Here is a 22,070-nt window from a genome sequence, read left to right as displayed (position 1 = left end):
CGTGTCGCAGGCGCCCCGAACTCCCCGGACTCGTTACGCCAGGTGCGGCGACCTGGACATCGCCTACCAGGTGATCGGGGATCATCCGATCGACCTGCTCGTCATACCGGGGGCCTCGATTCCGGTCGACACCATCGATTCCGAACCGTCGATGTACCGCTTTCACCGCCGTCTGGCGTCGTTTTCCCGCCTGATCCGGTTCGACCATCGCGGCGTCGGCCTGTCATCGCGGGTTTCGTCGCCGGATGCGCTCGGCCCGAGGTTCTGGGCCGAGGATGCGATTGCGGTGATGGACACGGCCGGATGCCAGCAAGCCACGATTCTTGCCTCCGGGTTCACCGCGACGACCGCCCTGGTGCTGGCCGCCGACTATCCCGAGCGGGTGCGCAGCCTGGTGCTCATCAACGCCTCCGCGCGGACACTGCATGCGCCCGACTACGAACTGGGCATCAGGTCCAACACCGCCGAACCATTCCTCACCCTCGGAACCGATCCCGACGCGGTCGAGCAGGGGTTCGACGTGCTGCGCATCATGGCGCCCAGCGTGGCCCATGACGACGCGTTCCGCGACTGGTGGGATCTGGCCGGAAACCGGGCGGCCTCGCCCAGCACGGCGCGCGCCTTCATCAACGCGGTTCAAGCCTCGGATGCGCGCGACTCGCTGCCCCACATCACCGCGCCGACGCTGATCCTGCATCGGGTGGGCACCAAGTTCGTTCCGGTCGAGCACGGCCGCTATCTGGCCGAGCACATTGCCGGGTCGCGCTTGGTCGAGCTTCCCGGTTCCGATTCCTTGTATTGGGTCGGCGACACCGCCGCGTTGCTCGACGAGGTCGAGGAGTTCATCACCGGCGTCCGGGGCGGCTTCGTCACCGAGCGGGTACTGACCACGGTCATGTTCACCGACATCGTCGGCTCGACCCAGCGCGCGGCCACCGTGGGTGACCTGCGCGGGCGCGACCTGCTCGATAACCACGACAACCTGGTCCGCCACGAGATCCAGCGGTACGGTGGGCGCGAGGTCAATACCGCGGGCGACGGGTTCGTCGCGACGTTCAGCAGCCCGAGTGCGGCAATCAACTGCGCGGACGCCGTCGTCGACGCCGTCGCGGTGCTCGGCATCGAGGTCCGGGTGGGGATTCATGCCGGCGAGGTCGAGGTGCGGGGGGCCGACGTCGCCGGCCTGGCCGTACACATCGGTACCCGGGTCTGTGCGCTGGCCGGCTCCAGTGAGGTGCTGGTGTCCTCGACGGTGCGTGACATCGTCACCGGCTCGAGCCACAGATTCGCCGAGCGCGGCGAACACGAACTCAAGGGCGTGCCGGGCCGATGGCGGCTTTGTGCGCTGGTCCGGGAGCACCTCACGGGCCAGCGGTAGAGATCTGATCGGCAGCGGTTCGGGGACGGGCTTCGGGCTGGCGATCGACGCCAAAGGGCCGCGGGTCTGCTAGACGCGCGATGACTTGGGTGCGCCGACCACGCGGCTGACCCGTGAATGAATGGCCTGGTGCGCAAGCTCGCGCATCGTGGCGTCCACTCTGAGGACCTCGCTGAAGGCCGCGGCGTCCAGCGACCACAGCACTGAGGGCTGGCTCGCCCGCACCGTGGCCGCCCGCCGCCAGCCGCTGAGCAGAGCGATTTCGCCGAAGTGATCGCCGGCGACCAGCCGCAGCACCAGCTGGCCGTCGACAAACGCTTCGAGTTCACCGGATTCGACGACGTAGAAGTGTGAGGCCGGCTCCCCTTGACGGAACACGATGTCGCCGGACCGCAGCTCGATGCGACGGTACCCGCCGACCGAGAGCAACGGCAGCCTGCCGAGAGCCTGCAGCGGGACATCGATGTTCAGAAACGACTGCACGATGTCGCCCTGGTCGGTCAGCCCGAGATGCGGATGATCGCAGTCGATATCGGCGGCTTCCGCGCTGGCCGCGTAGAGCACCGCCGCCGCCAGCAACGCCATGGTCAGCGACATGGACTCGTCACCGCACATTGCCGAGCCGTCGAAGTTGACCGGAAATCCCGAGTTCAGCAATGTCGCATCGAGCTTGCCGTCGGCGATGCGCAGGTCGGCATGGCAGTTGGGATCCGGAATCGCAAGCCGGCGCAACGCGGCGCCCGAGAACTCGCGATCAGACGATGACGCCGACATCAACACCACGCCGGGGCGCAGTAGATCGTGCAACTCGGTGGGCACGCTGGTCGCTCCGGTGGCACCGATGATCACATCGTAGTCACCGATCGCCTGGGTCAGATCGATCGGGCCCGGGTGGCCCACGCGGGTGTCGTACACATCCACCCGCTCATGACGGGGACGCAGCTGGTCGGCCAGCGCGCTGCCGATCGCTCCCGCACCGGTGATCAGGATGGCGTCACCGCGGTCGAGGCCCTCGATGCGATCGAAGGCGCATCGTGTCACGTTGCCCGCGATTATCGGCGACTCGTAGAGGAGCTTGGCCGACGAGCGGGCGATGTTGACGACGGGAAACCCGAGCGCGCAGTTGGCGATCTTGGCGTAGCCCGCCGACGTCTGCTCGATCCCGACGATGTTGGCCGTGCCGTCGAGTGCGGCACCAGCGGCGGCCAGCAACGAGCCACCGTCGTCGAGCAGCACGACTCGGCCGGCTCGGCCAGCCGCAAGCCGATCCCAGGATTGGGCGAAGAACCGTTCCACATGTCGCGTGTACTCGGTGTCGAAGGATTCGTGGGGCGCGTAGGCGGCGCTGAACTCATCGACGTGAACACCGTCGGCTCGCATGGCATCGGCGACTCCGAGATGAGTCGAGTAACACTTGCCGATCACCGCGACGTTGCGGGGGTCGAGCCCGACCCGAAACAACGAGCGCAGCATCGCATGCGTCGTCTCCAGCAGATGCTGTGCGGCGATGACGACAACGCCGTCCAGGCTGCCACCCCGACGCGACACGATCGCGTCGACTAGCGGAAAAGTAGTGACCTGCGTCACCTTTGGTAAGTTAGCACGCACTTTCGGCCCGCGACGGCGAATCCGGAGCACCGCCATGCCGGCACACACCCGACCGCGACGACTCCCGCCGGTAGTGCCCAGGGCGCCGATTACCGCAACAACCCGCCGGGTGGCCGGTGACGCCTTCGGCCGTTAGCAGGGACCGCTGGGCGTTCCGCGGGCGGACGTGGTCTCCTGCGTGGGCGGCACCTGCGGGTAAGGCACCCGATACGGGTTGGCCACCGCCGCTCCCCCCAAGGATCCCAATACCGCGTTGGGGACGCATTGGGGCAGCCTGGGCAGCGCGTTGAGCAGCGGAGGATCCAACTTGAGTCGCGATGGGTTCGGCGGGACAGCAAAGTTGAACGCCGAGGTCATATCCTCGGTGACACTGCGTCGCCAAGGGGTCAGGTTGGGCACCGGCACCCCGAACCGTGTCTCGATCAATCGCAACTGCGAGGTGTGGTCGAAGGTGTCGGAGACCACCAGCGGCCCACGGCTATAGGGCGAAATGACGATGCACGGCACGCGATAGCCCAGACCGATCGGCCCCCGGATGCCGCCGGAGCCGGACACCGCGCAGGGCTCCGGCGTTGTTGATTAGCAGGCTTGTGAGCTGGGGAATTGTGGATTGAGGAGGTCTAGGCGGCGGTTGGCGGTCAAAGCGGTGATCCGGCAGGCTTCGGCGATGTTGTCGGCGCCGTTGAGGCGGTGCAGATTGATCGCGGTGTTGCGTAGCGTTGCTAGGACCTGTGCGCCGTTTCCGGTATGTGCCCTTTGACGGTCTTCGTCGAAGGTGACGTCGCGTATCCAGTGCAGGCTGTTCTCGATTCCCCAGTGTTGACGCATCCAGGTCATGATCGCGGTAGGGCGGGCGTGCTCGAACGGCAGGCTGCAGATGGCATAGACCACCTCCACGCTGCGCTGGTCGGTGGCGGTGATCAAGCGTTCACGAGTGATCCGGATGATTTGTTTTGCGTAGGAGAAGCCGATTCCTCGTGCAGCGGTGATGATTTGCAAGGTGCGGGTCTCGACACGGCCGTGGCCGCGGGAGTCATCGGTAGCGGCTGCGGGCACCTCGGCCCAGGGCAGCGCGGTGATACGCGCAAGTATTTTGGCTTGGTTGGACTTGACGATCATCAGGTAGTGCAACTTCAAGGTGGCGCAGATCAACTTCGCGGTGACGACCTGGGTATGCATCGCATCCACGGTGACCAGCCACCGCAAGCTACCCGGCAGCAGCGTGAGCAGGGCACGTACGCAGGGAATTTCATTGCTTTTCTCGGCGACAGCGAGTTGACCGAGCACCAATCGGGCACGGTGGGCGAACACCGACACGAGATGCGTGGCTGTCGCTTTGGCGCGTAAAGGCACCACGCAGCATCTTGCCGTCCAACGCGATCGGCACCAATCCACTGGGGTCGCTGCTGGCCACGTGTGCAGTGAAATAACTGCCCATCCTGGCGTTGAGGTCGGCGGGGTCTAGCCGAGACAAAACAGCGCGGAAGGTCTTCTCACTGGGCCGCCGGAACCGGACCCCTAATTAGGCCAACACATCATCGGGAGCGGTGGCCGCCCATGTGGCAAAACCAGCATAGCCGCGCATCCCCGCGGCAGTGGCCAGAACCCCGATCGCCAACAAAGCCATCAGCGAATACCTCCGACCGCGTGGGTCCCTCGGGTCTGGCACCGAGGCCAACACATCGAGAAACTCCGATCCGATGAGCTCGCTGCGCTCACCAGGACTCCAGCGGTCGAACACCTCTGGAACCGACGACACAGGCAATACTGAAACGGTAGGCACGGGCAACTCCAGACCAACGACGAACAGTAACCAACTCGATCGTTCTCCAGATAGCCCGTGCCTACACTCCGGCCCCAATAGCGCGGCACCAAAGATCATCAACCCAGCTCACAAGCCTGCTAATCAACAACGCCGGAGCCCTGGGTGTGACGTGATCGAAGAACCAGGGCTCCGGCGTTGTTGATTAGCAGGCTTGTGAGCTGGGGAATTGTGGATTGAGGAGGTCTAGGCGGCGGTTGGCGGTCAAAGCGGTGATCCGGCAGGCTTCGGCGATGTTGTCGGCGCCGTTGAGGCGGTGCAGATTGATCGTGGTGTTGCGTAGCGTTGCTAGGACCTGTGCGCCGTTTCCGGTATGTGCCCTTTGACGGTCTTCGTCGAAGGTGACGTCGGGTATCCAGTGCAGGCTGTTCTCGATTCCCCAGTGTTGACGCATCCAGGTCATGATCGCGGTAGGGTGGGCGTGCTCGAACGGCAGGCTGCAGATGGCATAGACCACCTCCACGCTGCGCTGGTCGGTGGCGGTGATCAAGCGTTCACGAGTGATCCGGATGATTTGTTTTGCGTAGGGGAAGCCGATTCCTCGTGCAGCGGTGATGATTTGCAGGGTGCGGGTCTCGACACGGCCGTGGCCGCGGGAGTCGTCGGTAGCGGCTGCGGGCACCTCGGCCCAGGGCAGCGCGGTGATACGCGCAAGTATTTTGGCTTGGTTGGACTTGACGATCATCAGGTAGTGCGACTTCAAGGTGGCGCAGATCAACTTCGCGGTGACGACCTGGGTATGCATCGCATCCACGGTGACCAGCCACCGCAAGCTACCCGGCAGCAGCGTGAGCAGGGCACGTACGCAGGGAATTTCATTGCTTTTCTCGGCGACAGCGAGTTGACCGAGCACCAATCGGGCACGGTGGGCGAACACCGACACGAGATGCGTGGCTGTCGCTTTGGCGCGTAAAGGCACCACGCAGCATCTTGCCGTCCAACGCGATCGGCACCAATCCACTGGGGTCGCTGCTGGCCACGTGTGCAGTGAAGTAACTGCCCATCCTGGCGTTGAGGTCGGCGGGGTCTAGCCGAGACAAAACAGCGCGGAAGGTCTTCTCACTGGGCCGCCGGAACCGGACCCCTAATTGGGCCAACACATCATCGGGAGCGGTGGCCGCCCATGTGGCAAAACCAGCATAGCCGCGCATCCCCGCGGCAGTGGCCAGAACCGCGATCGCCAACAAAGCCATCAGCGAATACCTCCGACCGCGTGGGTCCCTCGGGTCTGGCACCGAGGCCAACACATCGAGAAACTCCGATCCGATGAGCTCGCTGCGCTCACCAGGACTCCAGCGGTCGAACACCTCTGGAACCGACGACACAGGCAATACTGAAACGGTAGGCACGGGCAACTCCAGACCAACGACGAACAGTAACCAACTCGATCGTTCTCCAGATAGCCCGTGCCTACACTCCGGCCCCAATAGCGCGGCACCAAAGATCATCAACCCAGCTCACAAGCCTGCTAATCAACAACGCCGGAGCCCTGATCGAAGAACGAACCGCATTCGTCATAGCTGATGATCAACGCGGTCTTTTCCGGGTCTTTTCCCACACCGCGGGATTGGACAGCAAATTCCGCAATATGTTCACAATCGCAACCGCACCGACGTTCACCGGCAGTGCCGGATGCTCGGATTGGATGATGTTGGGGACCACCCAGGAAACCTTCGGCAGCCTGTTGGCTTTCACGTCGAGAACGAAATCCTGAGGGTAGGTGGGGGCGATGCCGAATCGAGCGAGATTCGACCTTGGATCGGCGGTTTGCTTGAAAGCCTGAACCAGGCCGTTGTCGCTGATAGGCGAATTGATGTAGTGCCCGAAAAACTTGTTCTGGTACACCTTCCAACTAATGCCGGCATCCTCGAGATTCTCCGGCATGATGCGCCAGCTAAACGGCTGCAGCGGCAGGAAATTCGGCTCGTTCAGCAGCGGCCCACCGTTGGTACCGTCCGGGTCGATCCAGGCGCTCAACCAGTACAGGCGGTTGGGCGCGGTCCCGGTCAACATCGAGCAGTAGTAGTCATCGCAGATCGTGAAAGTGTCGGCCAGCATGTAGTGGATCGGGAGGTCCGCTCGGGTGTAGTAGCCCATGCAGGCCGGGATGTTGCCCTGGCGTATCTGCGAGTACTGCGACGGCAGCCAGGTGTCGTTGGCCCCGTTGTTCCAGGCGGTGTGCATCGCGACCCACCCCTCGACCCCCCTCGACCGGGTCATTGACGCACTCACCGTTGAGCAGGGGGCCCCGAGTGGTGTCGAAACGGAATGGCGACGTGATGCCGGCCGGGTCGATCGACTGCGTCCGGGGGTCCCAGCCCTTTTGGTCGAATATCGCCGGATCGGTGGTGTCGTCGAACCCGCGCACGCCGGAGAGCGTGCCGAAGTAGTGGTCGAATGAGCGATTCTCCTGCATCAACAACACAATTTGCTCGATGTCGGTCAAATGGCCGGAACAAGGCCCTGCCCCATAAGCCTTTTCAATCACCGGGCCGGCCAAAGACATCAGAGCGCCGGCGCTGCTCGCCGCCGCGAGTTTTGGCCATGAACTGTCGGCGCGACATTCCATCGACCGAGCCATTGCTCAACCCATAGCCTCCCTGAGCATTGGGCTCGGAGTATACGTATTCCGCCAGTTGAAACGGCGCGCCAACTCGCGTGTCGCGCTTATTCTTTGAATTTGTTCGCAGGAACTTAAATTCAATCCCCAAGGGGCCATTGCCATTTCCCCACTGGACGGCTGCCGCGATGAACCCCCAGGCCACTCGGTCCCCCGTCGCGCGCCCTCACCGCATCCGACGAGTTTCCTGGGTGAAAAATCCGATCACCGGCGCGGGAACGGGATCATGCGCAGCCCGTGTGGTTGCACACTAGCCCAGGGTCGTTCACGGACGTGTGCGTTCGGCGCAAGCGACAGGCGCCAGTCACGCAAAACCGTCGCAGCTGTCACGTGCATTTCCGTGATGGCAAACGAGTCGCCAATGCATTTGTGCTTGCCCATGCCGAAGGGAATGAACATATGCCGCGGCACATGCGCCGAGTTCTCCGATAGCCAGCGGTCCCGTTTGAACGAGAGGGGATCGTCATACACCGTGGGATCTCGGTGAATTGCGGTGGGACTGAAGGCCACCTCCGCAGGGCTCCGGCGTTGTTGATTAGCAGGCTTGTGAGCTGGGGAATTGTGGATTGAGGAGGTCTAGGCGGCGGTTGGCGGTCAAAGCGGTGATCCGGCAGGCTTCGGCGATGTTGTCGGCGCCGTTGAGGCGGTGCAGATTGATCGCGGTGTTGCGTAGCGTTGCTAGGACCTGTGCGCCGTTTCCGGTATGTGCCCTTTGACGGTCTTCGTCGAAGGTGACGTCGCGTATCCAGTGCAGGCTGTTCTCGATTCCCCAGTGTTGACGCATCCAGGTCATGATCGCGGTAGGGCGGGCGTGCTCGAACGGCAGGCTGCAGATGGCATAGACCACCTCCACGCTGCGCTGGTCGGTGGCGGTGATCAAGCGTTCACGAGTGATCCGGATGATTTGTTTTGCGTAGGGGAAGCCGATTCCTCGTACAGCGGTGATGATTTGCAGGGTGCGGGTCTCGACACGGCCGTGGCCGCGGGAGTCGTCGGTAGCGGCTGCGGGCACCTCGGCCCAGGGCAGCGCGGTGATACGCGCAAGTATTTTGGCTTGGTTGGACTTGACGATCATCAGGTAGTGCGACTTCAAGGTAGCGCAGATCAACTTCGCGGTGACGACCTGGGTATGCATCGCATCCACGGTGACCAGCCACCACAAGCTACCCGGCAGCAGCGTGAGCAGGGCACGTACGCAGGGAATTTCATTGCTTTTCTCGGCGACAGCGAGTTGACCGAGCACCAATCGGGCACGGTGGGCGAACACCGACACGAAATGCGTGGCTGTCGCTTTGGCGCGTAAAGCACCACGCAGCATCTTGCCGTCCAACGCGATCGGCACCAATCCACTGGGGTCGCTGCTGGCCACGTGTGCAGTGAAGTAACTGCCCATCCTGGCGTTGAGGTCGGCGGGGTCTAGCCGAGACAAAACAGCGCGGAAGGTCTTCTCACTGGGCCGCCGGAACCGGACCCCTAATTAGGCCAACACATCATCGGGAGCGGTGGCCGCCCATGTGGCAAAACCAGCATAGCCGCACATCCCCGCGGCAGTGGCCAGAACCGCGATCGCCAACAAAGCCATCAGCGAATACCTCCGACCGCGTGGGTCCCTCGGGTCTAGCACCGAGGCCAACACATCGAGAAACTCCGATCCGATGAGCTCGCTACGCTCACCAGGACTCCAGCGGTCGAACACCTCTGGAACCGACGACACAGGCAATACTGAAACGGTAGGCACGGGCAACTCCAGACCAACGACGAACAGTAACCAACTCGATCGTTCTCCAGATAGCCCGTGCCTACACTCCGGCCCCAATAGCGCGGCACCAAAGATCATCAACCCAGCTCACAAGCCTGCTAATCAACAACGCCGGAGCCCTGGCCACCTCCGCCCCGGCCGGAATCCGGAACTGTCCGAGTTGAACCTCCCGGACAGCCCGACGCGTCAGGATCGAGTTCGGCGTGTGCAGACGCAACGTCTCATCGACCACCCGTTTCATCAGATCCAGGTCGCGGAGGTTGTCGTGGGTGATGGACTGGTTTGCCAGCTTGTCATCGAGCTCGCGGGCGACCCCGCGCTCGATCTCCGGGTGCCGGTCCAGCTCATAGAAGAGCCAAGACAATGTGGTGGAAGACGTCTCGGTGGCCGCCAGCAAGAGCGTGAGCACTTCGTCTCGCACCTGATCGTCACTCATCGGCCGCCCCGTCTCCTCGTCGCGGGCTTGTAGCAGCATCGCCAGCACACCCTCACGGCCTTCGCCGGTGGTTCGACAAGCGGAAATGAGTTGAGTGAGAAGGTCGCGGACATCAGTGATCGCACTCCGGAACCGGCGGTTGACCGGAATGGGCAACCGCGCGAGCCAGTCGAACGGGTACAACGTCTGCCAGATGACCCCTTGGTTGATACCGGTCAGCGCCCGCTCGACCCGTGACACCGCAGATCCGCCGAGATCGGTGTGAAACAAGCCCCGACAGACCACCGCCAGTGCCATCGTGTGTATTTCGTGGGTCACCTCGATCGGCACACCTGGCCGCCACGCCCGCGACAATGTCTGCGCGGCATCGGCCATGACCTCTGCATATCGGGGGTTTGCCGATGGTGGAAGGCGGGCTGAAGTAACCGTCGCGGACAGCGGTGGAACTCTCCGTCGGAGACGAGCAACCCTTGCCCAAGTGCCTTGCCGGCGCGCTCGAATACCGCGCCGCGCGTGAAGCACTCGGACTGGGAGACCAGCATGTCTCGTACCAGATCGTGGGAGGTGACCAGATAGGAAGGACGTGGGCCCAGATAGATGGTGACGACATCGGCCACTGAGCGCAGCCGTGCCAAGTACCCCAGCGGGTCACGAGCCAACGCACCCAGATGCCCCAGGCCCGGCAGCCGCCCCGGGGCAACGGGGGGTGTGCGCAGAGTTGGCGAACCGGCAACCGTCATCTCGGTCCTCCGCGGGAAAACAGCGCACCCACGCGCGTGCCATCTCCAGCCATCGACGCCAGGCGCTGGGCACCCCAAAGCCCTTCTGGCAGTTGAGCAAACGATCGGCTCATGGAGCCCGACGCTAACATGGGGACTCGGGAATTTTAAGTGTCTCGATGCAGCTCCCCACAAAATTGAGTCATTTGACTCAACCCGCTGTCAGACCAGCTAGCCCCGCCGCCGATCCACCAAACCCACCCCGCGGTCAAATCCTTCCCGTCCCCAGACGCCTTGTCCGACGGACTACCGGATCCGCCGTCGCCGCCCGCGCTGGTCCATGCGGTAAGCGGCCTGCCCCCAGCCCACCGGAGCCGTCGGGCCGTCGATGTGGCCGCAGGGGGTTACCCGGGTTCGCGATGTCTTCGATGCTGCGCCCGACACGTTTGAGTCATCTGACTGATCCCGCTAGGTCGGCTAGGTGCGACTCTTGGCATGTCTTAGCTATCAGGGGGGACCACGGGGGCAAGGAGCAGTAAATGGAAAATGCCCGGGCACCAGTGATGTTCATCCGTGGGCTTTGGCCGGCCGAGTCTGTGGCTCGACGAGGCTTCCCGCCTGCACCCCCTTCCCCGCCACCGGCGGACGACCCGACACATTCGGCCCTAGGGAGCGCCGTTCCCTAGTCGGTGCGGCGAGGGAACTGGCGGGTAGCACGCTTCACGCATCGCGTTCTGGTGGATGGCCGGTTGGCGCTACAGCTCGGAAACCCAGCTGTTGCTGCCAAAAGTGCCGTTGACAAATAACTTTCAGTTGATCTCTCAGCGCTCAATACATGCTGAGGCTGTGTGGGCCTAGCGACATGCGATGCCAGGAGGCCGTGGATGTCGGTCGATACAACACACGTTGGCGAGGCACCTCGCGCTGGAATGGCCGTCTTGAGACGTGCTCAGCGTGAGTGTGAACCGTTCCTGCGGAATATAATTGGGTCGTTGGCCGAGCCGTTGGCCACGATGGCCGGATACCACTTCGGTTGGTGGGATGCCAACGGGCGCGACGCGGCAGGTGCCTCGGGTAAGTCGCTGCGGGCCGCTCTTGCCTTCGGGGCGGCCCGGGCCTGCGGAGATGCTCGCGAAGCCGCCCCCGCGGCGGCAGCCGTGGAGCTGATTCACAACTTCACGCTGCTTCACGACGATGTGATGGACGGTGATTCGACCCGCAGGGGCAGGGCAACTGTATGGCGGGTATGGGGAGTGAATAACGCGATCCTGCTGGGAGATGCGCTACATGCCCTGGCGATCCGGACGCTTACCGACTCGCTTGGGCAGGGGGTGGCCGTGAACGCGATCACCCGTCTGGAGCAAACGTGCCTCGACCTGTGTGTGGGCCAGCACCAGGATTGCTCATTTGAGCGATGCACGACCGTAACAGTGCCGGATTACTTGCGGATGGCGGCCGGAAAGACCGCCGTGTTGATGGCGTGTGCGTGCGCATTGGGTGCGGTAAGCGCCCGCGCGGACGCGGCGACCGTAGCCGCGGTGGAACGGTTTGGTTACGAGCTCGGCCTGGCGTTTCAGATAGTGGACGATCTGATTGGCATCTGGGGGGACCCTGCCCGGACCGGAAAGCCGGTCGGCAGTGATCTGGCCAGTCGCAAGGCGACCTTACCGATCGTTGTAGCGCTTAGCTCTGACTGCGAAGCGGCCCTCGAACTGGCAAGGCTGTACAGGTCCGACCACGCCATGACCCACCGTGAGGTTGTTCATGCTGCCGAACTCGTAGAGACCGCGGGCGGCAGGCAGGCCGCGCAGCACTTTGCCGATGAACGGATGCGCGCCGCGATCGCGGCGCTACCCGAATCAATGAGATGCAGTGAGCTCGTGGCATTGGCGCAGCTGGTGATCGATCGGGACAAGTGAGGTGTGTCGACGATGCCTACCTCGATTCCCACCGCGCCCGCCGCGTTGCCACTACTCGGCCATACCTTGCCGCTGCTGCGTAACCCGTTGTCGTTCTTGCTGTCGTTGCCCGCCCGAGGCGACCTGGTGCGCATCCGAATCGGGCCGGCCACCGCCGTGGTGGCGTGCACGGCGGAACTCACCCACGAAATCCTCTGTGATGACCGAATTTTCGACAAGGGCGGCATCTTCTTTGACCGGTTCCGAGAGATGCTGGGCGATGGTCTGGGCACCTGCCCCCGTAGCCAGCACCGGCGGCAGCGGCGCCTTCTGCAACCGGCCTTCCATACGCAGCGGTTGCCTGGTTATGCGCAGACCATGACCACTCAGGTGGCCGCGACCGTCGGGCGCTGGCAGAACGGCCAGATCATCGATGTACCCGCGGAGATGATGGCGATCACCGGCCGGACCCTGCTCACCACGATGTTCTCGAATAGCCTCCCTAGCCCGGCATTGCGCCAGGCACTCGATGACCTGACCGCCATTTTCGCGGTCCTGTACTGGCGGATGCTGACGCCGCCACCGCTGGATCGGCTGCCCACCGTCGACAACCGTCGCTATCATCGCGCCAGCGCTCGGCTACGCCATACCATCGGTTCGGCGGTTGCCGGCCGCCGAGCAGCCGGCGTCGACCGTGGCGACCTTCTCTCGGCGATCCTGGCCTCGCATGAAGTCGACAGCAGCACAGTAGCTTTCACCGATACCGAGGTCATCGACCAGATCGTGTCGTTTTTCATTGCGGGGACCGAGACCACTGCCCTTACGGTGGCCTGGGCGCTGTACTTACTGGCCGAACATCCCGCCATCGAGCAACGCGTGCACGCCGAGATCGATCCGGTCCTGGCGGGCAGGGCGGCTACCCACGCCGACCTGCCTCGGCTAGGGCTGGTCAACAGGATCGTCACCGAGACCCTGCGCCTTTATCCGCCCGGGTGGATCATCAGCCGCGTGGCCACCGCCGATGTCTACCTCGGTGGGCATCGGATACCGGCCGGGGCGACGGTCATCTTCAGCCCGTACCTGATCCACCATCGTCCCGATCTCTATGCCGAGCCCGACCGCTTCGACCCGGACCGATGGCTACCCGAGCGTGCCCGGGCTATCGGCCGCAACACCTATATCCCATTCGGCGGCGGGGCCCGCAAGTGCATCGGCGACAACTTCGGCACCACAGAGGCGGCACTCGCCCTGGCGACCATTGCCGCCAACTGGCGGATGCAGCGCCTTCCCGGCCTGCCGGTCCGCCCGGCCGTGGCGGCGTCACTGCGCCCACGCAATCTCGCTTTGCGTGTCACCGCACGTACGGCCGACCGAACTCCTGGCGAACCCGGCCGGCGTCTAACAAGCCACGAAATCGGTTGAGCCGGAGGTGTCCGTGACCGCCATTTGCGAATTCGTCTTACCCGATATCTACTGTCCTTTTCCCGCCGCCTTTGCTCACTCTCGTCATCCGGCAGCGACCGAAGTAGAGCTGGCCATGACGAGCGCGCTACCCGAAGACGGCAACACTCTGATTCGGCGCTCCGTCTCAGGCATTCATCTCGTGGATCATGCCGGGCGCCTGTATCCCGACGTGACCACAGCGGGGTTGCACACCGTCACCTGGTACTTTCTGCTCTTCTCCGTGCTTGATGAGTACTCCGAACAGCAAGACGGTGGCGGGCAGACTTTCAACCCCGAGACGCTACGTCACATTCACCGCACGGCCCTTCGGCTGCTGGACCAACCCGACGCGTCCAGCGACGATGATCTCGATATCACTCGAATTGTTCGGCCGTTGAGGCGATTTCTGAACGCCCTGGGCGATCGGAATGCGCGCAAGAACTTTCGCAACGCGTTCGAAAGGTCCCTGCAAGCGCGGATATGGGAACTCGATCACCTCCGAACCGCCAGTATTCCCTCCCTGGCGGTGTATCCCCGGTTGCGGCGGCAGAGCTCGATGGCTGTTCCTTTGCTCGAGCTTCATCCGGTGCTTTTCGGGCTGGCCGGCTCTGTCCGTTCGCTGGACCATCCCGCAATCCGACAACTCCGCACGATGCTGCTCAACTGTGTGTTGTGGAGCAATGACCTGCTTTCGCTCGCAAAGGAGCTGCGCGACGGGTCTTGCATGAATCTGGCCCTGGTCTTGCAGAAAGACCGCGGGTGCGCACTACAGCAAGCCGATGACGAGGTTGCATGGCTGATCGAGCGAGAAACCCTTGCCTATCTTGACCTCAAAGGGCAACTCCCTCGGATAGGCATTGGTTCATCGCAAGAATTGGCCTCCGTCACAGCGCTTCTCGATCGCGAAGAACGCTGGCACGCCGACTCCATCGAATGGCATAGCTGCCCGCGCTATCAAGCCGGCCCGTCGCAGCGGCGATAGCACGGCGGCGCGACATCAGTTGATCGGTCAAATACCCACCACGATTGGAGACCAACGATGACGATCGGCATCCGGGACACGACCGAAGCCCGCGACATCCGAGCCGCGGGGTGGGCAGCCATCATGGCAATCATCCCCGGAATCGTGGTGAACTTCCTGACTGGCACCCCGCTGGAACCTTATCCAAGTTGGGCCTGGACCGACGAGCGGATCGCCGGCTATTTCGCCGGTCAGCAGTCGGCCATCGCCGCACAGATCTTTCTCACCAATGCCGGGTTTGTACTACTGCTATGGGCAGTCGCCGGGGTGAAACGAGCGGTGCTCACCGATACCCGTCCATCGCTATACACCGACCTGATCATCCCGTCCGCCGCCATGGCGACCGTCGCGCTGCTGGCCGGCAATGGCCTGTACTGGACCGCCGGCCTGCGCGGCCTCTCGCCGGAGTTCACAAGACTCGCTTGCGATTTACTCATTCCCTTCGGCTACATCGGATCCCTGGTCAGTGTGGCGATCACACTGTTCTGCGCGGGCATTGCGATGCGTCGCAGCGCCGTTTTTCCCAAGTGGCTGGCGGTCGCCACACCCTGGACGGCCATCCCGCTGGCCAGCGCCCAATTCTTCTTGTTGGCCGATACCGGACCGGCGGCGCCCATCAGCCTGATCAGCTTGATACCGTACCTCTTGCTGTACCTCTGGCTGGCGACCACCGGCATCGTCATGTTGCGCCGCAGCGTCCCGATCACGCCCGGCACCGATCTCCGGGCCGACGTGGCAGCAATAGGCAAACAGGGCGGCTGACGCAGTCCCGGCAGATCTCAGACTCCCCGAAAACCCCAACACCGGCACTTTGGAGAATGACATGGCGACGCACATTCAGCGAGCAATAGGGTATCTCACCGAACAGCACGCATTGGGTTATCCAAACGCCGTACACAAGATGGGGTCCTATTCCACGGCGAAGTTTGTTCAACTCGCCGCCGATCATCTTGACCTCACCGCGGATCAGGTGCACAGATTCTCCACATTCACGTGTGAGAACAAGGCGTTCCACGTGGCAATGATCACCGATGCCCTGCAAGATGCTCTCGACGCCGGCCACTCGGAATGCCAAGCCATGGTGGACGAGAACATCGACTACCTACTCGGCTGCCGGGATGAAATTTCTTGGCGCTATTTCCCCGGCTTCGAGCCATTGCCCTACGACGCCGACAGCCTTGGGCAAATGACGCAAGTGCTCGTTCGAGCAGGCAAAGCGACGCCCGAAACCTTAGCGGACGCGTTCAAGCTTGCAGCCCTCAACGCATGGGAGGACGGCCCGATAAGCACCTTTTTCGCGACCGACCCCGAAGACAGAATCGTCATCAACAAGATATGGGGGCGTGGGCGCGACGACACCGGACGTGACGCGGAAGTCGTCGCCAACCTCCTCTACGGCGCGACGCTGTATCAAGACCAGGTAGGCCAGGGCTCCGGCGTTGTTGATTAGCAGGCTTGTGAGCTGGGTTGATGATCTTTGGTGCCGCGCTATTGGGGCCGGAGTGTAGGCACGGGCTATCTGGAGAACGATCGAGTTGGTTACTGTTCGTCGTTGGTCTGGAGTTGCCCGTGCCTACCGTTTCAGTATTGCCTGTGTCGTCGGTTCCAGAGGTGTTCGACCGCTGGAGTCCTGGTGAGCGCAGCGAGCTCATCGGATCGGAGTTTCTCGATGTGTTGGCCTCGGTGCCAGACCCGAGGGACCCACGCGGTCGGAGGTATTCGCTGATGGCTTTGTTGGCGATCGCGGTTCTGGCCACTGCCGCGGGGATGCGCGGCTATGCTGGCAAGGGCGGCCACCGCTCCCGATGATGTGTTGGCCTAATTAGGGGTCCGGTTCCGGCGGCCCAGTGAGAAGACCTTCCGCGCTGTTTTGTCTCGGCTAGACCCCGCCGACCTCAACGCCAGGATGGGCAGTTACTTCACTGCACACGTGGCCAGCAGCGACCCCAGTGGATTGGTGCCGATCGCGTTGGACGGCAAGATGCTGCGTGGTGCTTTACGCGCCAAAGCGACAGCCACGCATCTCGTGTCGGTGTTCGCCCACCGTGCCCGATTGGTGCTCAGTCAACTCGCTGTCGCCGAGAAAAGCAATGAAATTCCCTGCGTACGTGCCCTGCTCACGCTGCTGCCGGGTAGCTTGCGGTGACTGGTCACCGTGGATGCGATGCATACCCAGGTCGTCACCGCGAAGTTGATCTGCGCCACCTTGAAGTCGCACTACCTGATGATCGTCAAGTCCAACCAAGCCAAAATACTTGCGCGTATCACCGCGCTGCCCTGGGCCGAGGTGCCCACAGCCGCTACCGACGACTCCCGCGGCCACGGCCGTGTCGAGACCCGCACCCTGCAAATCATCACCGCTGCACGAGGAATCGGCTTCCCCTACGCAAAACAAATCATCCGGATCACTCGTGAACGCTTGATCACCGCCACCGACCAGCGCAGCGTGGAGGTGGTCTATGCCATCTACAGCCTGCCGTTCGAGCACGCCCGCCCTACCGCGATCATGACCTGGATGCGTCAACACTGGGGAATCGAGAACAGCCTGCACTGGATACGCGACGTCACCTTCGACGAAGACCATCAAAGGGCACATACCGGAAACGGCGCACAGGTCCTAGCAACGCTACGCAACACCGCGATCAATCTGCACCGCCTCAACGGCGCCGACAACATCGCCGAAGCCTGCCGGATCACCGCTTTGACCGCCAACCGCCGCCTAGACCTCCTCAATCCACAATTCCCCAGCTCACAAGCCTGCTAATCAACAACGCCGGAGCCCTGCCAGGTAGGCGACTCGCCATTGACCCCACTGCTGGAAATCGCAACCAAATGGTTGACAGTTCAGCAACAACCCATGGGGTTCTGGCGCGCGGCATGGTATGTCGGAACCTCGTACAGCACCTACGTCGTAGTGCGCCAGCTGGTGGCCGCGGGCGGCCACCAGTCATCAGTTGATCGTGCCGTCCGATTTCTCCGGCAGGCGCCGGCGCCCGATCCGCTCAATCGTGCGCTGGCAATGCTGGCGATCACCGCGGCAAACTGCGCACCCGACCGCCACGACGCGTCGCTCCTGCACGACACCCAGTTTCACGACGGCTCCTGGGAAGCCATCCCCCTACTCGATAACCACGCACGGATCTGGGGAAGCCGAGCGGTCAGCACCGCCATCTGCCTCAAGGCATTGCTGCGGCAGGAGTCTCAATGACCACCGTCAACCCCTCATCGCGTTCGCGACCGCGCCCGCTCGCAGACGAGTCGGCAGCCACCACCGTTCTGTTGGCCTCGCCACGTTCGTTCTGCGCCGGCGTACACCGGGCGATAGAAGCGGTCGAGCGTGTGCTCGACCGTGCTACCGGGCCGGTGTACGTACGCAAGCAGATCGTGCACAACCGCACGGTGGTCGCCGAACTACAAGACCGCGGAGCAATTTTCGTTGACGAGCTCGATGAGATTCCCGATCCTCCCGCACCGGGTGCCGTCGTGGTCTTCTCCGCACATGGCGTCTCCCCGGCAGTACGCGCGGCCGCCAACGGGCGCGGACTCGAGGTCGTTGACGCCACCTGCCCGCTGGTCACAAAGGTTCATGCGGAAGCCGCGCGGTTCGCCGGGCGCGGCGATACCGTGCTATTGATCGGCCACCTTGGACATGAAGAGACCGACGGAACCCTTGGAGTTGCCCCGAATTCAATGTTGTTGGTGCAGAATGCCGATGACGTGACGGAACTGGATCTTCCCGAAGACGCCCAAGTGTCTTACCTAACTCAGACGACGCTGGCGGTGGACGAAACCACCGACGTCATTGACGCGCTGCGCAAACGGTTCCCAAAACTTGCAGAACCGCCTACAGAAGATATCTGCTACGCGACAACGAATCGGCAGCGGGCGGTTGAGGCTATTGTCCGGCGGTGCGATGCGCTGTTGGTGGTTGGGTCACAGAACTCGTCGAACTCGCAGCGGTTGGTCGAACTGGCGCGGCGCCGAGGCACCCCCGCATACCTCATCGACGGCCCCACCGATATCGACCCGCACTGGTTGGACTCGACGGCCACGATCGGCATCACGGCCGGCGCTTCGGCTCCACCCCGGCTGGTTGAGCAAGTGATCGATGCGCTGCGCTTGCGCGGGCCGATCAATGTGGTCGAAAGCCCGGTCACAATCGAATCGGTGCGCTTCGCCCTGCCGCCAAAAGTACGAGTCCCGTGAGCATCACCATGCGTGCCGATCGAGCCGACCTGCTTTCACTCATCAATGGTCCGCAGGATGTCCAGGCACTGCCCGCCGACCAATTACCGTTGTTGGCCGCGCAGATCCGTCGACGCATGATCGAGACGGTGGCCAGCACCGGGGGCCACCTCGGCGCGGGACTGGGTACCGTCGAGTTGATCATCGCCCTGCACCGGGTGTTTTCCTCGCCGCGTGACATCGTGGTGTTCGATACCGGACATCAAACATACCCGCACAAACTGCTCACCGGTCGCGGCGACCAGTTTGTCACCCTGCGCCAACCCGGTGGCTTATCGGGATATCCCAGCCGCAGCGAATCCCACCATGATTGGGTCGAAAATTCGCATGCATCGGTGAGTTTGGCGTGGGTGGACGGCATTGCCAAAGCCTTGGCCCTGCAGGGGCGAGGTGATCGCCGTGTCGTGAGCGTGATTGGCGACGGCGCTCTTACCGGTGGAGTGGCATGGGAGGGCCTGAACAATCTGGGCGGCGCCGACCGCGCCGTGATCATTGTGCTCAACGACAACGGGCGCTCATACGATCCCACGACCGGCGCGGTAGCCACTCACCTGCAGGCGCTGCGCCATGGCGTCAGCTCAGGGCCCAATCTGTTCGAAACATTGGGCTTTACCTACATCGGCCCCACGGACGGGCACGACGTCGAATCGATTTGTTCGGCGCCGCGGCAAGCGGCCGCACTGGACAAGCCCGTTGTCGTCCACACTGTCACCGCGAAGGGACGCGGCTACCCACCGGCCGAAGCGGATGAGAGCGACCGCATGCATGCCTGCGGTGTCATCGAGGTAGCCACCGGCCGGCCGGCCAAACCCACTGCAGCAAGCTGGACCGACGTATTCGAGCAAGAGCTCGTCCGAATCGCCGACGAACGGACCGATGTCGTCGGTATGACCGCGGCGATGCGGCTGCCGGCCGGCCTCGGCGCGTTGTCACGCAAATACCCCGACCGGGTTTTCGACTCCGGCATCGCCGAACAACACCTCTTGGCGTGTGCCGCGGGCCTGGCCAGCGCGGGCGCACATCCCGTCGTGGCACTGTATTCCACGTTCTTACATCGAGCCTTCGACCAGTTGCTATTCGACGTCGGACTGTACCAGCTCCCCGTGACCTTGGTCCTCGACAGAGCCGGGATAACCGGACCCGATGGCGCCAGCCATCACGGGATGTGGGACTTGGCGCTGCTGACGAATGTGCCCGGCTTGCGTGTCGCCTGCCCCCGTGACGCAGTAAGGCTGCGCCAGCAGCTGCGTGTCGCGATCGACGACACGTCACCGAACGCGCTGCGATACCCAAAAGGATTGCCCGACAACGATATCCCTGCGGTGGGCCAGATTGACGGGGTCGATGTCCTTTTCGCCGGCGGGAAACCCGATCGCGACGTGTTGCTGATCGCCGTGGGTGTCATGGCGCACCCCTGTGTCGACGCCGCAGAGCGCCTTGCTGCGGCCGGGGTCGGGGTCAGCGTTGTCGATCCTGGCTGGGTGTGGCCGCTGAACCCGGCGCTCACCGAGCTTGCCCGCCAACACCGCATCACCGTATGTGTCGAGGACGGGGTCGCCGACGCAGGGATCGGCTCACGCCTCAACCACCAGATCGGGTGGCTGAGCCCCCGGACCCGCACCCTTGTCCTGGGGCTGCCGCGCGACTACATCGCGCACGCGGGCCGCGACCAGATCCTTACTGAATGTGGGTTGTCCGGTTCCGCAATCAGCGCGGCATGCCAGTCGGCGCTGGCCGCGGACTCACCCGGCAGCCATGACAGATCCGAACCGCTGGATCCATTGGCGCCCTCCCCTCTGGAGACACCATGACCATTGGTCTGGGCATCCCCGCACCGCCCGCGCCTCGGCTAGCGCCGCGACGCGTGACTCGCCAACTGATGGTAGGCAATGTCGGTATCGGGAGCGACTATCCCGTTGCGGTGCAGTCGATGACGACCACCAAGACTCACGATGTCAACGCAACTCTGCAGCAGATCGCAGAGCTGACCGCCGCCGGCTGCAACATTGTGCGGGTAGCGTGCCCACGACAAGAAGACGCCGATGCCTTACCGCAGATCGTCAAGCACAGTCACATTCCGGTCATCGCGGACATCCATTTCCAGCCGAAATACATCTTCGCCACGATCGACGCCGGCTGCGCCGCGGTGCGGGTAAACCCGGGCAACATCAAGGAATTCGATAGCCGGGTAAAAGAAGTGGCCAAGGCTGCGGCGGACACCGGCATCCCGATCCGCATCGGCGTCAACGCCGGCTCGCTGGGCGAGCGAATCATCCAGAGGTACGGCAAAGCGACCCCCGAGGCGCTGGTCGAGAGCGCGCTGTGGGAGGCATCGCTGTTTGAGGAGCACGGCTTCGGTGATATCAAGATCAGCGTCAAGCACCATGACCCGGTCGTTATGGTGGCCGCGTACCAGCTTTTGGCGACGCAGTGCGACTATCCACTTCACCTCGGGGTCACCGAGGCCGGGCCTGCGTTCCAGGGCACGATCAAGTCGGCGGTCGCGTTCGGCGCCCTGCTCTCCAGCGGCATCGGCGACACCATCCGGGTTTCGCTGTCGGCCCCACCTATCGAAGAGGTCAAGGTCGGCACCCAAATCCTCGAGTCACTGAACCTGCGCCCGCGATCGCTGGAGATCGTCTCGTGCCCGTCCTGTGGGCGCGCGCAGGTTGACGTCTACAGACTGGCAAATGAAGTCAGCGCGGGCCTAGACGGTCTTGGCGCTCCGCTGCGCGTGGCGGTGATGGGTTGTGTAGTCAACGGTCCCGGTGAGGCACGCGAGGCGGACCTGGGCGTGGCCTCCGGAAACGGCAAGGGGCAGATATTCGTCAAGGGCGAGGTGATCAAGACCGTGCCGGAGTCGCAGATCGTTGAGACGTTGATTGAGCAGGCATTGCGAATCGCCGAAGAGCGGGCCTCCGAGACCGAATGCACCGATCTCGTCGGTACACCGGTCGTGAGTGAGGTCTGAATGGAGGGCAATGAGCGGTTCGTTCCCCGGCTGGCGCCGTTGACCTTGGCGGTGAAAAGCCTTGCCAACCCACAGATTATTTACAACGCGAAAGCACAAGGTGTGCGTGCCGAACGCACCGAAGCGGGAGTGGTGACACTGTACCGTCGC

At 63.2% G+C, this 22,070-nt stretch carries 13 protein-coding genes and 7 pseudogenes; 11 read left to right on the top strand and 9 right to left on the bottom strand.

Going from position 1 to position 22,070, the window contains the following annotated elements:
- The first annotated feature begins 1 nt into the window (after nucleotide 1).
- Entirely contained in the window at nucleotides 2-1,378 is a 1,377-nt protein-coding gene (gene lipJ / locus CKW46_RS03720; protein WP_482052837.1) for a bifunctional lipase/adenylate cyclase LipJ, read from the top strand.
- A 69-nt stretch (nucleotides 1,379-1,447) separates the two neighbouring features.
- On the opposite strand, the gene CKW46_RS03715 is transcribed toward lipJ, so the two are convergent.
- From CKW46_RS03715 to CKW46_RS03675, 9 genes and pseudogenes are all read right to left on the bottom strand, one after another.
- Nucleotides 1,448-2,965, bottom strand: coding sequence for a cyclic nucleotide-binding domain-containing protein (locus CKW46_RS03715; protein ID WP_041298639.1), 1,518 nt, complete (start codon nucleotides 2,963-2,965; stop codon nucleotides 1,448-1,450).
- A 153-nt stretch (nucleotides 2,966-3,118) separates the two neighbouring features.
- Nucleotides 3,119-3,562, bottom strand: a pseudogene (locus tag CKW46_RS03710) (alkaline phosphatase family protein); the annotation flags it as partial.
- 3 nt (nucleotides 3,563-3,565) lie between these two features.
- A pseudogene (locus tag CKW46_RS03705) lies at nucleotides 3,566-4,769 on the bottom strand (ISAs1-like element IS2404/ISMul1 family transposase).
- 184 nt (nucleotides 4,770-4,953) lie between these two features.
- A pseudogene (locus tag CKW46_RS03700) lies at nucleotides 4,954-6,157 on the bottom strand (ISAs1-like element IS2404/ISMul1 family transposase).
- 178 nt (nucleotides 6,158-6,335) lie between these two features.
- Nucleotides 6,336-7,028, bottom strand: a complete 693-nt coding sequence (locus CKW46_RS03695) for an alkaline phosphatase family protein (RefSeq protein ID WP_252872456.1) — start codon at nucleotides 7,026-7,028, stop codon at nucleotides 6,336-6,338.
- 127 nt (nucleotides 7,029-7,155) lie between these two features.
- Nucleotides 7,156-7,224 (bottom strand): annotated as a pseudogene (locus tag CKW46_RS03690) (alkaline phosphatase family protein); the annotation flags it as partial.
- 408 nt (nucleotides 7,225-7,632) lie between these two features.
- On the bottom strand, nucleotides 7,633-7,899 hold the full coding sequence (locus CKW46_RS03685; protein ID WP_252872455.1) for a cytochrome P450: 267 nt from the start codon (nucleotides 7,897-7,899) through the stop codon (nucleotides 7,633-7,635).
- Nucleotides 7,900-7,963: 64 nt separating this feature from the next.
- A pseudogene (locus CKW46_RS03680) lies at nucleotides 7,964-9,166 on the bottom strand (ISAs1-like element IS2404/ISMul1 family transposase).
- Between the two features lie 61 nt (nucleotides 9,167-9,227).
- A pseudogene (locus CKW46_RS03675) lies at nucleotides 9,228-10,363 on the bottom strand (cytochrome P450).
- Nucleotides 10,364-11,226: 863 nt separating this feature from the next.
- On the opposite strand from CKW46_RS03675, the gene idsB reads away from it, so the two are divergent.
- The 10 genes and pseudogenes from idsB (at nucleotide 11,227) to ispG (ending at nucleotide 21,920) form a co-directional block, all read left to right on the top strand.
- On the top strand, nucleotides 11,227-12,261 hold the full coding sequence (idsB, locus tag CKW46_RS03670; protein ID WP_482052834.1) for a geranylgeranyl diphosphate synthase IdsB: 1,035 nt from the start codon (nucleotides 11,227-11,229) through the stop codon (nucleotides 12,259-12,261).
- 12 nt (nucleotides 12,262-12,273) lie between these two features.
- Complete coding sequence (locus CKW46_RS03665) at nucleotides 12,274-13,662, top strand: cytochrome P450 (protein ID WP_015354081.1); 1,389 nt, start codon at nucleotides 12,274-12,276, stop codon at nucleotides 13,660-13,662.
- A gap of 13 nt (nucleotides 13,663-13,675) precedes the next feature.
- Complete coding sequence (locus CKW46_RS03660; RefSeq protein WP_117435963.1) at nucleotides 13,676-14,665, top strand: terpene synthase family protein; 990 nt, start codon at nucleotides 13,676-13,678, stop codon at nucleotides 14,663-14,665.
- Between the two features lie 57 nt (nucleotides 14,666-14,722).
- On the top strand, nucleotides 14,723-15,466 hold the full coding sequence (locus CKW46_RS03655) for a hypothetical protein (protein ID WP_015354079.1): 744 nt from the start codon (nucleotides 14,723-14,725) through the stop codon (nucleotides 15,464-15,466).
- A gap of 61 nt (nucleotides 15,467-15,527) precedes the next feature.
- A complete protein-coding gene (locus tag CKW46_RS03650; RefSeq protein ID WP_041299880.1) occupies nucleotides 15,528-16,154 on the top strand; it encodes a hypothetical protein in 627 nt (208 codons plus the stop codon).
- 119 nt (nucleotides 16,155-16,273) lie between these two features.
- A pseudogene (locus tag CKW46_RS03645) lies at nucleotides 16,274-17,468 on the top strand (ISAs1 family transposase).
- 39 nt (nucleotides 17,469-17,507) lie between these two features.
- The gene (locus CKW46_RS03640) at nucleotides 17,508-17,912 is read left to right on the top strand and encodes a hypothetical protein (RefSeq protein WP_238559487.1); all 405 of its coding nucleotides are present in this window, start codon (nucleotides 17,508-17,510) and stop codon (nucleotides 17,910-17,912) included.
- On the top strand, nucleotides 17,909-18,910 hold the full coding sequence (gene ispH / locus CKW46_RS03635) for a 4-hydroxy-3-methylbut-2-enyl diphosphate reductase (RefSeq protein WP_252872696.1): 1,002 nt from the start codon (nucleotides 17,909-17,911) through the stop codon (nucleotides 18,908-18,910). The genes CKW46_RS03640 and ispH overlap by 4 nt, the downstream gene beginning before the upstream one ends.
- A gap of 29 nt (nucleotides 18,911-18,939) precedes the next feature.
- Entirely contained in the window at nucleotides 18,940-20,760 is a 1,821-nt protein-coding gene (locus tag CKW46_RS03630; protein WP_482053356.1) for a 1-deoxy-D-xylulose-5-phosphate synthase, read from the top strand.
- Complete coding sequence (gene ispG, locus CKW46_RS03625; RefSeq protein ID WP_117437885.1) at nucleotides 20,757-21,920, top strand: flavodoxin-dependent (E)-4-hydroxy-3-methylbut-2-enyl-diphosphate synthase; 1,164 nt, start codon at nucleotides 20,757-20,759, stop codon at nucleotides 21,918-21,920. The genes CKW46_RS03630 and ispG overlap by 4 nt, the downstream gene beginning before the upstream one ends.
- The last annotated feature ends 150 nt before the right edge of the window (nucleotides 21,921-22,070 follow it).

Origin of the sequence: Mycobacterium liflandii, from assembly GCF_022354805.1 — a bacterium.
Taxonomy (GTDB): Bacteria; Actinomycetota; Actinomycetes; order Mycobacteriales; family Mycobacteriaceae; genus Mycobacterium; species Mycobacterium marinum.
Note: the sequence above shows the minus strand (reverse complement) of the source record. Positions and strands in the feature narration are given on the sequence as shown.

Coding starts and splice junctions, on each gene's coding strand:
- idsB (WP_482052834.1), top strand. CDS start 11,227: ATGTCGGTCGATACAACACACGTTGGCGAGGCACCTCGCGCTGGAATG.
- CKW46_RS03665 (WP_015354081.1), top strand. CDS start 12,274: ATGCCTACCTCGATTCCCACCGCGCCCGCCGCGTTGCCACTACTCGGC.
- CKW46_RS03695 (WP_252872456.1), bottom strand. CDS start 7,028: ATGACCCGGTCGAGGGGGGTCGAGGGGTGGGTCGCGATGCACACCGCC.
- CKW46_RS03650 (WP_041299880.1), top strand. CDS start 15,528: ATGGCGACGCACATTCAGCGAGCAATAGGGTATCTCACCGAACAGCAC.
- CKW46_RS03655 (WP_015354079.1), top strand. CDS start 14,723: ATGACGATCGGCATCCGGGACACGACCGAAGCCCGCGACATCCGAGCC.
- ispG (WP_117437885.1), top strand. CDS start 20,757: ATGACCATTGGTCTGGGCATCCCCGCACCGCCCGCGCCTCGGCTAGCG.
- ispH (WP_252872696.1), top strand. CDS start 17,909: ATGACCACCGTCAACCCCTCATCGCGTTCGCGACCGCGCCCGCTCGCA.